13 protein-coding genes are annotated in these 11,682 nt (G+C 60.9%); 4 read left to right on the top strand and 9 right to left on the bottom strand.

Annotated elements, in window-relative coordinates; all coding sequences use genetic code 11:
• Positions 1-153: 153 nt before the first annotated feature.
• The 3 genes from UP10_RS12845 to UP10_RS12835 all read right to left on the bottom strand — a co-directional run bounded on the left by UP10_RS12845 (position 154) and on the right by UP10_RS12835 (position 2,423).
• Entirely contained in the window at positions 154-1,116 is a 963-nt protein-coding gene (locus UP10_RS12845; protein ID WP_044587690.1) for an acetyl-CoA carboxylase carboxyltransferase subunit alpha, read from the bottom strand.
• A gap of 168 nt (positions 1,117-1,284) precedes the next feature.
• Positions 1,285-2,271: a site-specific tyrosine recombinase XerD gene (xerD, locus tag UP10_RS12840; RefSeq protein WP_044587689.1), complete on the bottom strand. Its 987-nt coding sequence runs from the start codon at positions 2,269-2,271 to the stop codon at positions 1,285-1,287.
• 5 nt (positions 2,272-2,276) lie between these two features.
• The gene (locus tag UP10_RS12835; RefSeq protein WP_016843561.1) at positions 2,277-2,423 is read right to left on the bottom strand and encodes a hypothetical protein; all 147 of its coding nucleotides are present in this window, start codon (positions 2,421-2,423) and stop codon (positions 2,277-2,279) included.
• A gap of 143 nt (positions 2,424-2,566) precedes the next feature.
• On the opposite strand from UP10_RS12835, the gene UP10_RS12830 reads away from it, so the two are divergent.
• From UP10_RS12830 to UP10_RS12820, 3 genes are read left to right on the top strand one after another with little or no spacing between them, the layout of a single operon-like run.
• Positions 2,567-3,199, top strand: coding sequence for a shikimate kinase (locus UP10_RS12830; RefSeq protein WP_044587688.1), 633 nt, complete (start codon positions 2,567-2,569; stop codon positions 3,197-3,199).
• Positions 3,196-4,341: a 3-dehydroquinate synthase gene (gene aroB / locus UP10_RS12825; RefSeq protein ID WP_044587687.1), complete on the top strand. Its 1,146-nt coding sequence runs from the start codon at positions 3,196-3,198 to the stop codon at positions 4,339-4,341. Before UP10_RS12830 ends, aroB begins: the two co-directional genes overlap by 4 nt.
• 24 nt (positions 4,342-4,365) lie before the next feature.
• Positions 4,366-5,676, top strand: a complete 1,311-nt coding sequence (locus tag UP10_RS12820) for an HlyC/CorC family transporter (RefSeq protein WP_044587686.1) — start codon at positions 4,366-4,368, stop codon at positions 5,674-5,676.
• 152 nt (positions 5,677-5,828) lie between these two features.
• Here UP10_RS12820 and UP10_RS12815 read toward each other — a convergent pair whose 3' ends face one another.
• Together UP10_RS12815 and UP10_RS12810 are read right to left on the bottom strand one after the other, a co-directional pair.
• A complete protein-coding gene (locus tag UP10_RS12815; protein WP_245321721.1) occupies positions 5,829-6,275 on the bottom strand; it encodes a hypothetical protein in 447 nt (148 codons plus the stop codon).
• Between the two features lie 157 nt (positions 6,276-6,432).
• Entirely contained in the window at positions 6,433-6,708 is a 276-nt protein-coding gene (locus tag UP10_RS12810; RefSeq protein ID WP_044587684.1) for a BolA family protein, read from the bottom strand.
• Positions 6,709-6,816: 108 nt separating this feature from the next.
• On the opposite strand from UP10_RS12810, the gene UP10_RS12805 reads away from it, so the two are divergent.
• A complete protein-coding gene (locus UP10_RS12805; protein WP_044536348.1) occupies positions 6,817-7,458 on the top strand; it encodes a J domain-containing protein in 642 nt (213 codons plus the stop codon).
• Positions 7,459-7,689: 231 nt separating this feature from the next.
• Here the strand turns inward: UP10_RS12805 and UP10_RS12800 are convergent, their stop codons facing one another.
• The 4 genes from UP10_RS12800 to UP10_RS44130 form a co-directional block, all read right to left on the bottom strand.
• Positions 7,690-7,962 (bottom strand): hypothetical protein, encoded by a 273-nt coding sequence (locus tag UP10_RS12800; protein WP_044587683.1) that lies wholly within the window; start codon positions 7,960-7,962, stop codon positions 7,690-7,692.
• Between the two features lie 79 nt (positions 7,963-8,041).
• Positions 8,042-9,424 carry an AlbA family DNA-binding domain-containing protein gene (locus tag UP10_RS12795; protein ID WP_044587682.1) on the bottom strand — a complete coding sequence of 461 codons (1,383 nt, stop codon included), beginning with the start codon at positions 9,422-9,424 and terminating at the stop codon, positions 8,042-8,044.
• A gap of 82 nt (positions 9,425-9,506) precedes the next feature.
• Entirely contained in the window at positions 9,507-9,839 is a 333-nt protein-coding gene (locus UP10_RS44135) for a hypothetical protein (RefSeq protein WP_156179828.1), read from the bottom strand.
• A gap of 261 nt (positions 9,840-10,100) precedes the next feature.
• Positions 10,101-11,210: a hypothetical protein gene (locus UP10_RS44130; protein ID WP_156179825.1), complete on the bottom strand. Its 1,110-nt coding sequence runs from the start codon at positions 11,208-11,210 to the stop codon at positions 10,101-10,103.
• Between the last annotated feature and the right edge of the window lie 472 nt (positions 11,211-11,682).

Below are 11,682 nucleotides of genomic sequence, written 5' to 3'. Positions count from 1 at the left end.
ATTAGCCTTCGGCCCCCCTGCTCGCAACCTGAACAGGGATCGCCAGCCCCTATGCTAGCGGGCATGGTTCAAGGAATGTTAAAGACCCGGCTCTGGGCCTAATTGCGGCCAAATTGGCCGATTTGGGGAAAAATCCACCCCGTTCCGGGCCGGCTAGCCGAGCTTCCGGCCGATATCGAGGAATTTCTGCCGCCGTTGCTTGCGAACCGCGTCCGGATCAAGATTTCGTAGGTCGCCGAAGGCCTGGGCGATGGCGTCGCCGGTGGTGGCGATCATGGCTTGGGCGTCGCGGTGGGCGCCGCCGGCGGGTTCTCTGAGGATCTGGTCGATCACGCCGAAGCGCAGCATGTCCTGGGCGGTGATCTTCATGCTGTTGGCGGCTTCCTGCGCCTTGGTGCCGTCGCGCCACAGGATCGAGGACGCGGCCTCCGGCGAGATCACGCTGTAGATCGCGTGTTCGAACATCAGGACGCGGTTGGCGGTGGTGATGGCGATGGCGCCGCCCGACATGCCTTCGCCGGTGATGATCGCGACGTTGGGCACGCCGAGCGACAGGCAGGCATCGGTCGAGCGCGCGATCGCCTCGGCCTGGCCGCGCTCCTCGGCGCCGATGCCGGGATAGGCGCCGGCGGAATCGACGATCGACAGCACGGGAATGCCGAACCGGTCGGCCATCTCCATCAGCCGCACCGCCTTGCGATAGCCCTCGGGCCGCGCCATGCCGAAATTGTGCTTGATGCGACTCTCGGTGGTGGCGCCCTTTTCCTGGCCGACCACGCAGATGCTCTCGCCGCGGAAACGGCCGAAGCCGCCGATCAGCGCCTCGTCGTCGGCGAATTTGCGGTCGCCGGCCATCGGTGTGAATTCGGTGATTAGCCCGGTGATGAAGTCGGTGAAATGTGGCCGGCTCGGGTGGCGCGCCACCAGCGTCTTCTGCCACGGCGTCAGATTGGCATAGAGCTCAGTGAGCGCTTGCGCCGCCTTGTCCTCGATCCGTGCGACCTCGTCGCCGATGTCGCTGCCCGAGGCGGCAAGCGCGCGCAACTCGTCGATCTTGGATTCAAGCTCGGCGACGGGTTTTTCGAAGTCGAGATAGCTGCGCATCGGGTCGGGCATCAACTCAATATAAGGAGGAACGGTGCGAGGGGCGAAGCGGTTTCGGCGGGTAGCAGAGAAGTTATGCAACTTCAATTGGTTAACGCGCATTCAGGCCGAACGCACGCTTCGGCGTCGCGGGCAGGTGACGCTCTTTCTGCGGAGATGCCGCCGAAGTCAAGGCGGCCGTTATTTTTCCGCCAGCGGATGCAGGTCGCGGACCAGGCTCTTCAGCCGTTCCTCGACCACATGGGTGTAGATCTGGGTGGTCGAGATGTCGGTGTGGCCGAGCAGGGTCTGCACGATGCGCAGGTCAGCGCCGTTGTGGAGCAAATGGCTGGCAAAGGCGTGGCGCAGCACATGCGGCGAGACCAGCCGCGGCGCGAGGCCGGAAGCGGCTGCAAGCTCCTTGAGGTCGCGGGCAAAATGTTGCCGGGTCAGATGGCCGCTCTCGCCGAAGGAAGGAAACAGCCATTTCGACGGCGCGGCCTTCTTTTCTTGCGGCTTCATCACCTCCAGCGCCGCCAGATAATCCGCCATCGCTTGGCGCGAGGCGTCGTTGAGCGGCACCAGCCGCTCCTTGTTGCCCTTGCCGCGCACCACGATCATCCGTGCATTGCGCCGCGCGGCCGCTGATGGCAGCGACACCAGTTCGGAGACGCGCAAGCCTGTCGCATAGAGCACTTCGAGCAGGCAATAGAGCCGCAGCGCGCGCAGCCGCTGCGCCGGCGAGACGTCGGTCCGAGTGAGCTCCTGCGCGCGCGTCAGCATGCGGTCGACGTCTGCGATCGACAGCACCTTCGGCAGGCCGCGACCGCGCTTCGGGCCCGATAGAATCGCGGCCGGATCGTCGCTGCGGATCCGCTCATTGAGCAGGAAGCGATAGAGATGCCGCATCGCCGACAGCCGCCGCGCCACGCTTGTCGATTTGAAGCCTCTCGCATCGAGGTCGGCGAGATAGCCGCGCAGCGCCTCGGTGTCGGCGCCGACGAAGCCTTGGCCGGAGCGGGCGAGAAACTCGGAGAAATCGGTGAGGTCGCGTCGGTAGGCGTCGAGCGTGTTGGCGCCGGCCCCCTGTTCCGCGGCGAGCATGTCGAGGAACAGCGCGATCAGGCTGGAGTCGGAAGTCTTGGCAGAGGTCTTGGCGGGAATCTTGGAGCGCATGGCCGCGACCATAGCGGCTATTTCTTGAGGAACTTATCCGGCGGGATGGTCACCGTCATTTCCCGCGGCTTCGGGTGCACGAAATTCGCCAGCGCGAAAACGATGCCATAGCCGATCCCGAAAATCACGGCGACGACCGTCAGGAAGCGGAACAGGCTGGGCATGGAGGCGGCTCGGGGGGCAAATTAACCAATGAAATCATCCAACATGTTCCCCGCGCCGTTGCAAGAGTCGCTGGTAACGGTATCGCCGGGGGTAGTATAGGTGGCTCGAAATCCGGCAAATCGTCCGATAACCGAGCTTTTTGATGTCCGAAACCGCCGTACCTGTGACGACCAACCCGACCCTGGAGGCCGACATCGCGGCCGCGCTGGGGCCGCGGTCGATCGTGCTGGTGGGCATGATGGGGGCGGGCAAGTCGACCATCGGCCGGCGGATGGCCGCGCGGCTCCGGCTGCCATTTACCGACGCCGACACCGAGATCGAGACGGCGCATCGGATGTCGATCCCGGAGATTTTCGAGACCCATGGCGAGCCATATTTTCGCGACGGCGAGGCGCGGGTGATCGCGCGGATCCTCGATAGCGGGCCGGTCGTGCTGGCAACCGGCGGCGGCGCCTTCATGCGCGAGGAGACCCGCAACCGGATCCGCGAGCGAGCGATCTCGATCTGGCTCAAGGCCGATTCCGATATCATCATGCGTCGGGTCCGCCGCCGCGCCGACCGTCCGTTGCTGCAGACCGCCGACCCCGAGGCGACGGTCAACCGCCTGCTCGTCGAGCGTGAGCCGGTCTACCAGAACGCCGATTTGACGATCGCCTCGCGCGACGTGCCGCATGACCGCATCGTCGACGAATGCCTCGAGGCCCTGCACGCGCATCTCGGCGGCACGCCTCCGGCCATCGAACCAACACAGGATGGATTGAACACGACCTCATGACTGCGCCTCTGAAACATTCCGCATCGGTTACGGTCGACGTCGCGCTTGGCGATCGCGCCTATGACATCGTCATCGGCCGCGACGTGCTGCAGTCACTGGGCGCGCGCGTCGCCGCGCTACGGCCCGGCGTGCGCACCGCCATCGTCACCGACCGCACGGTTGCAAAGCATTGGCTGGAGCCGACCAAGGCGTCGCTCGCCGCTGCCGGCATTCCGACATCGCGGATCGTCGTCGAGGAAGGCGAGGGCTCGAAGAGCTATGCCGGGCTGTCGCAGGTCAGCGAAGCGCTGATCGCGGCGAAGATCGAGCGCAATGATCTCGTGATAGCGCTCGGCGGCGGCGTGGTCGGCGATCTCGCCGGCTTCGCGGCGGCAATCTTGCGCCGCGGTGTCGATTTCGTGCAAGTGCCGACCTCGCTGCTCGCGCAGGTCGATTCCTCGGTCGGTGGCAAGACCGGCATCAACTCGCCGCAGGGCAAGAACCTGATCGGCGCGTTCCACCAGCCGGTGCTTGTGATCGCCGACACGTCGGTGCTGGACACGCTGTCGCCGCGCCAGTTCCGGGCCGGCTACGCCGAGGTCGCGAAGTATGGCATCCTCGGCGATGAGGCCTTCTTCGGCTGGCTCGAGGCAAATCACGCCGATATCGTCGCAGGTGGCGCGGCGCGCGAGCATGCGATCGCGACGTCCTGCCACGCCAAGGCGGCGATCGTCTCCCGCGACGAACGCGAGACCGGCGAGCGCGCGCTGCTCAATCTTGGCCACACCTTCGGCCATGCGCTGGAAGCAGCGACCGGCTTCTCCGACCGCCTGTTCCACGGCGAGGGCGTCTCGGTCGGCATGGTGCTGGCGGCGGAATTTTCCGCGCAACTTGGTATGATCCCGGCCGACGCTGTGGCGCGGATCGCGCGTCATCTTTCCGCGGTAGGATTGCCGACGCGCCTGCAGGACATCGCGGGCTTTACCCAGGAGGGCCTCGTCGATGCCGACGCGTTGCTGGCGCTGATGGCGCAGGACAAGAAGGTCAAGCGCGGCAAGCTCACTTTCATCCTGCTGGAGGCGGTCGGCCGTGCCGTGATCGCCAACAATGTCGAGCCGTCGCTGGTGCGCGACTTCCTGCAAGTCAAGCTGGCGAGGCACTAGAGCACAACGTTCGGGTGAACGAAGTTGGACTGGATAACCGTCTGCATCGTCATTGGCTGCCTGCTGGTTTCCGCCTTCTTCTCGGCGAGTGAGACCGCGCTGACTGGCGCCTCGCGCGCCAGCATGTTGCGGCTGTCGAAACAGGGCAACAGCGACGCCACTCTCGTGTCCAGCCTGATGGCCGTGCGCGAGCGGATGATCGGCGCGCTGCTGCTCGGCAACAATATCGCCAATATCGGCGCCTCTGCGCTCGCAACCGGCATCTTCACCGCATGGTTCGGCGATGTCGGCGTGCTCTATGCCACCGGCGTGATGACGGTGCTGGTGGTGATCTTCGCGGAAGTGCTGCCCAAGACCGTCGCCATCAACGCGCCGGAGCGGGTGTCGCTCGCCGTGGCGCGGCCGATGCGGCTGACGGTCTTTGTGCTCGGTCCACTCCTGACCGTCATCGAGGCCATCGTCCGCGTCCTGATGCGGCTGCTCGGCATCAGGATCGGTGCGTATCAGGCGATTCTGTCGCCCACCGAACGACTGCGCGGTGCGGTCGACCTGCTGCATCATGAGGGCAAGGTCGAGAAGCAGGACCGCGACATGCTCGGCGGCCTCCTCGACCTGAGCGAGCTGCAGGTCTCCGACGTCATGGTCCACCGCACCGAAATGACCACGGTCAATGCCGACCTGCCGCCGGAGGAACTAGTGCGCGAGGTGCTGGCGAGCGAATACACCCGCATCCCACTGTGGCGGGAGAAGCCGGAGAACATCGTCGGCGTGCTGCATGCCAAGGATTTGCTGCGCGCCATCCGCGCCAACGAAGGCGACATGTCGGGGATCGATGCCTCGGCGATCGCGCTGCCGCCCTGGTTCGTGCCGGAGATGCGCCCGGTCTCCGAGCAGTTGAAGGCGTTCCGCCGCCGCAAGACCCACTTCGCCCTTGTCGTCGACGAATATGGCGAGGTCGAAGGCATGGTGACGCTGGAGGACATCCTGGAGGAGATCGTCGGCGACATCTCCGACGAGCATGACGTCGTCGTGGCCGGCGTACGCGCCCAGCCGGACGGCTCGGTCGTGGTCGACGGCTCGGTGCCGATCCGCGATCTCAACCGCGCGATGGACTGGCGCCTGCCGGACCAGGAGGCGACCACGGTCGCCGGTCTCGTGATCCACGAGGCGCGGTCGATCCCCGACCGCGGCCAGAGCTTCACCTTCCACGGCTTCCGCTTCCGCGTGCTCCGCCGCGAGCGCAACCGCATCACCGCGCTGCGCATCGTCGCAGTTCCGCGCGAAGGGGCGGAGCTCGACGAGAAGAAGCCGAAGCGGGCCGGCACGGCGTTCTAGACAGACCGCAACGCGGTCCATCACCGTCATCCTTGAGCTGCTCGCCTCTTCGGCGAGCCTCGAGGGATCGACGGTCACCAGCCGGGCCGTGCATCCTCCGAGACGCGCGAAGACGCGCTCAGGATGACAGATCTGGCGATGTTGCCGGATAGCTACTCGATGTCGATCGAGACGCTCGAAAGCTTCCAAGCACCGTCGGAGGGGAAGAAGCCGAGCTGATACTTCACCTGCTTGGGCGCGGTGTCGAAATGGCCCTTCAGCTGCAGCACGCCCTTCTCGTCGATCTTGACGTCCTCATCGAGAATGATCGGCTTGGCGACGACGGCATCGAACACCGCGTGCTTGTCGACCAGATCCTTGAAGATTGTCTTCAACTTGTCCGGCGGAAACTGGTCGCGGAACGGTTTTGAGATCTTGGCGTGGAACACGGCGAAATTGTCTGATGCCACCGCATCGTTCAGCGAGACCAGGATGCTCTTGATCAACACTTCCTGAACAAAGGGACTCGGCATGTCCAGCGCCGAGGCCGAAAGGGTTGCGGATATCAGCAGCAGGCCGGGGGCGATAGCGATCGACCGGAAGCGTGCCCAACGGATCATCAAACGAGGGATTATCAGGCGAGGGATCATCAAGCGGCCCCATCAAATCGGTGGCGACGTGATCCAAAACCGACCGCCCTTGTGGAGCGGGTCCATCGCCGGTGGCATCCCATCTCAATAGATCAAAACCGCTGCGGCGTCTTGAGGCAGGCGCGAACTAGCCCCGCTTTTCCCCGGGTGCGTGTGCATGGATCGCCAGCGCGTGCACTGAGCCGGCGAGTTCCTGCGTCAGCGTCGCATTTATCATGCGATGACGTTCGATCCGGGTCTTCCCTTCGAAGGCCGGCGACACAATATATACCCGAAAGTGCGTCTCGCCGCCCGGCCTGTGGCCGGCGTGGCCCTCATGCAGATGTGACTCATCGACGACGTCGAGGCTTTCCGGCAAGAAAGCTTCACGCAACTTGTTCATGATAGCGTCTTTGGTGCTCATGGCGGCGGCATTACGTTCGCGACGGCTTTTCGTCAATGGTGCAGCGGGAAACGAGGTCTGCGCAATGTCAAGACTTGAAGAATTGTGCATTGCGTAGTCAAAGAGAGCATGGCGATCGATTCATCCAAATTCTTCGACTCCATTCGCATCAAGCCGACCAAGGTGAGTGCGAAGCGTCAGGCGCAGGCCGGCGCAGAGGCGGTCGCTTGCGAGTGGGCAGGGTGCCAGAACAAGGGCGCGCATCGCGCCCCGAAGGGCCGTGAGAACTCGCGCGAGTACTGGCACTTCTGTCTCGATCACGTCCGCGAATACAACCAGTCCTACAACTTCTTCCAGGGCATGAATCCGGACGACGTCGCGCGCTACCAGAAGGATGCGCTGACCGGCCATCGTCCGACCTGGAAGATGGGGGCCAATGGCGCCAAGAAGGGCGAGGGCGATATCGAGGCCGGGTCCGATCCGTTCCACATGTTCTCCGAACTCAACGGCCGCGGCCGCTGGCGGCCCGGTCCGGGTGGCGCGCAGGAGCCCAAGCCGGAAGTACGCAAGGTCATGAACGCCGAGCGCAAGGCGTTGCAGGTGATGGGCCTCGGCGCCGGCGCGACGCTCGACGTCGTCAAGGCGAAATACAAGGCGCTGGTCAAGCAGCACCATCCCGACGCCAATGGCGGCGACCGCTCCACCGAGGATCGCCTGATCGAGATCATCAAGGCGTATAATTACCTGAAGACCGTGGTGCGCGAGGCGTAGGCGAAGCGCTTGCGACTTCGTATCCGCATACTCCGCTTCGCCTCTCCCCTTGTGGGAGAGGGATGCGAGTGATTTCGATATAAACTACAATCACTTAGGGGATTGGTGTCCCTGGAGTGTCCCGAACCGAGTTAACTGCCATTCGGCCGATTGGCTGCGGACTTTCTCAGCTCTAGCTCGTTTGCCGGGGACTCAGGTGAGATAAACTGGGTCCGCCTCCGAAAGACCAAGTTAGGCTGACATGCCAAGGCGCCGACGAAGCTCGAAACTCATGTCGACCTCCAGGGACGACAATCTCGAAACATTCTTCTCGCAAACTCCGGCATTGTATAAGAGCGTCATTATGGGTTGCCAGAGTTCGTAGTACTCCGCGCGGTTCAGGACACGTTTGCCAAGCTCATGGTCAGCAACCCTTGACCACACTTCTGGAAGCTCACGTTCAACCAGCTCGATAGAGCTGGCGATCAGCTCGCGATAGGACTGACGTTCGCGTTCGGTATTCATTGCCCCTCCTACTGCGAGAGAGCGCGGTCACACGTTTCTACTGCGACCGGATGGCGAACAATCCGCGATGGAGTCGCCCTTACAATCTCCGCTCGATCAGCTTCCGTGTCCAATCCTCGATTGCTTTACTCGGCAGCTGGTATCCACCGAACTGGACGAAGAGCTGCCGTACAACAGCCTCCACCACCGGCGCAATTGCGCTCTGGGGCGTATCTAATGGCACCTCAACGTAACTGGTCACAGTGTCCGTAGCCGTCTTTTCATACGCGCTGAAATACACGCCGGGATTGGCCCAGGATTCGAGCTTCCTACCTGTGAGCTTGCTCCAACGAAAGGCAAACGCCAACGTCGTATCCTCGGGCTCCCATCCAAGTGCACGAGCAAAAGCGAGCCCGACCGCGATCGTCTCTGCAACCCTTAGAATGGCTATGATCGGGTCCAACACCGATCCCGGCGCCCTCCCGCCACCATCGTCCTGCAAATTCCCGAGCAGATAGAATCGGCCATTCGGATCAAACAGCTGAAAATCCAGATGATCCGACCACCCCCCCTGCGCAGAGACAATTAGCGCCTGCCAGGTCCCATCCCTAACACGTGGCCGTGCAGTTTCATCTCTGAAACCTGCCGAATCCAGCCACATAGGCCAGCCCGTCAAATTCGGATTAGCCGATGCGAGGGTCTGCCGAAAGGTCGCGGTCGGCATCTCGCCGATTTTTTGGGGGCTAATAATTAGTGCAACTTCGAACTTCGCACCATTGGCCATCTCATGCGCGACACCTGTCAGATTGCGCGCGGACGCGGCCTGCAGAAAGTGACTATTTCCCTCACCGAGAAACGCGAGCGTCTGCGCTTGGAGGCTCACATGCGGCTTGATACCAAATGGCTGCAATCCGTCCGCAGACGAACCCAGATGTCGGCGCAAGAACCGCCCTATGTCAGCTTCGCGGTTCTCAAAACAGCGGTCAAACAGGTCGCGCCAATCCTTGGGCAGGGCAACTGCGGTGCTGGCCCTCCCGTTTGCATTGAGCGTTCTGCAATAAACGTCACCAATGCGGACGAGCTTTTTCCCGTCCGAGCCAACCAAATCGCCCTTACTAGCTACAGGATATTGAATGCCATCGGGAACAACAATTACCGGGACCTCAGTACCGTCGCGCTTAGCAAACGCAACCTCGATCTCGAAGGTCTCATGCGCATAACGAGATACGAGCTGCTGAATTTTGTCGGTATGGAAGGCATCGCGCACGTTTGCGGGTCTACCAGCGGTCTCGACCTGCAAGGTCTGATCATTCAGCCCGAAAATCATGAAGCCGCCGTTATGGTTTCGCATCGCGAGACAACCGCGCACGATTTTCGCGGCGCCCTCGGGTGTCGTCGGGTCAATCCAGGATTTTACCTCGACAGGTAGGCCCTCGGAGGGCCTAGCGACCAAGTCGTCAATACGACTCTGTGGAGTCTTCATTCGTGACCCTCGAAATACAACGACGCCTTAACTCAACCTGAAGGCGATTACAACGGGCACGAGCGATCCCCCGCCGCCTCGATCAACCGCTTCTTGCGTGACCGGGCACTTCAGCGATGTTTCGAGCTCGCAGCAAGCTGTGGAGAACCCGGCAAACCAAAAACGCGATTTGACACGCCGCTGACACAGCCGCTCCGAGCGATTGAGGATTGAAGCGTAACATCAGCGCCTTGCAATACTTGCTGTGTTCCTTGCCAAGGGACTGCGCAACGGTTTTTTGCGGTTGACGCACCAGGAAATCGACAGCCATATAAATCACCCCCCGAAGGCTCTCCTGTTTTTTCAATGGAGAGCCGCGCATGTCAGACAAATTATTCATCGATCTTTGGGGCGCCAGCATCAGCGCTGAGGGCATCTATGCTATCGGGGCTGCGGTGATCATCATTCTTGTGTGGCGGCTTCGCTAAGTCATCGCATACCCGCGACGGTCTGCGGCGGATCGATCTTCAAACCGCCAAGCTCGCACAACTGGGGCATTCTGCGATGTCCCGCTTTACCGGACTTAGCCGACCTAACCCAGACACCGCCCCATGCCCAAAAAGGGCCAACAGCGGCAATTCAATTGTTGTGCTCGCTACAAAGCCCGCACGGCAACATGGTCGTGCTTGTCAGGTTCCTATGGGGCGGCGCTTCTCGAGCAATCGAAGCTCTTTTGATCCCCCTCTACAACGTGACTGGCGATCCAGTTTGCAATGGTCGGTGCGGCAAGAGGATGGTCGTAAAGCGCGTGAGAAAGAGTTTCGTCCCTTCTCAAGCCGAGAGTTATGACTGTGGCCAAACCAGAATCCGGCACGGAATCAAAGAACGCATCGCACCCTATCGAACCCACGGCTAATTCTCTTCCGAATACTGTCCGCGTGAGGGGAACAAGAAAAATTGCGAGAACTGGCGTAATAAACACGAGCGCTATTCCAACTGCCGTAGTGTACGGACCAAACAACGCCACGCAAGATATGCCAAAAAGCAAAAGTGGTGCAAAAAACAAAGCAGGAATAAAAAAGAAGAACCAACGCCATCTGCTTTCTGGTGGCGTTATAACGGACGCTTGCAGTACCTTTAGCGCGAGTGCGTAGGCTACTCTTAAAAGTCTGTTCGCCACGGCTCCGGCAGCAAGACTTAAGGCAGCTTCATCGTCAATTGCCCTCAAAACTAATAGATGGTCCTTCAGCAATCTGGCATCAGCGACAGTTGACTCGCACAACATGCGTGACCGCAATTGCCATCGAGTGGGGATTTTATTTTTGGGAACCGGGTTGATCAATAGCTTGAACAGAAGGCCCCCACCAATCCATCCAATAACAAAAGCGGCGAGGATGATCAGCAAGCTTATTGGGTTATCATTGACAGTTAGCTCATCCACCGAGAAAATTGACGCCAATATACAGGCTGCAAGACTAGACATCCTCAACAGCGCTCTTGCCCCATTGAACCTTCGATCAGACTCAAAAAGCCGAAAGAATGGTGTCGCCAGGGTGCACACGTAAATGTTGGACAGGTCGCGAAGCTTCGAAGTAGCTTGCATCACTACGTTTCCTCCGTGACTATGTCCAATTATCAAAATGGGTCCTTCTCCTGCCAGGATTTCTAGTTGATTTTTGAGATCATTCGCGGCCTTAGCTCTACGGAAAATAGAATTGCTGCCACACCAGTTCGCGGCAGTGATTGGGCCGGCGAGACCGTGTGGCAATCGATCTTCAAACTCGCCTAAAAGCTGGTCCACAAACATGGAGTCTGGACGGCACCAGCGTGCCATGGGTGTCTTACGGATGAAGCCGCGACCCCACGTGCCGTGAACTAGCAAGACTTTCAACCGGCAGCCGCAGACTTGAGGCTCCGATACTGATGGGCGCATGCCTAGTCCTCCGAGGAATACTCAGCCGAAGCGCGCTCAACTTCGTCGTATAATCGTATAATCGACGCTATCTAATCGGTGGCGATGGTACGCGCCCGAGGTTGTATCATGACTTGCAGGTTGTGTGTTAGTTACCTTGCAGCGTCGCGAAAGCGAGATTCCGATTGCATCTCATTAAGCTTGGGATGGGACCGTCGTCCGCAGCCAAAGAGCCGAATACCCTCATGTCGGAGTTGGGTCAAAAGCCGGCGAACCAACGCGCGCTCCTTAGGTCCGAGCTACCCTTAATAGCGGACCTATCCACACCCACGACGCTAGGTAGCCCGCAGCCAGATCAATCCCCAAC

Origin of the sequence: Bradyrhizobium sp. LTSPM299, from assembly GCF_000938235.1 — a bacterium.
GTDB lineage: Bacteria > Pseudomonadota > Alphaproteobacteria > Rhizobiales > Xanthobacteraceae > Bradyrhizobium.
The sequence above is the reverse complement of the archived record's forward strand: the minus strand, read 5'-3'. Positions and strand labels throughout refer to the sequence as shown.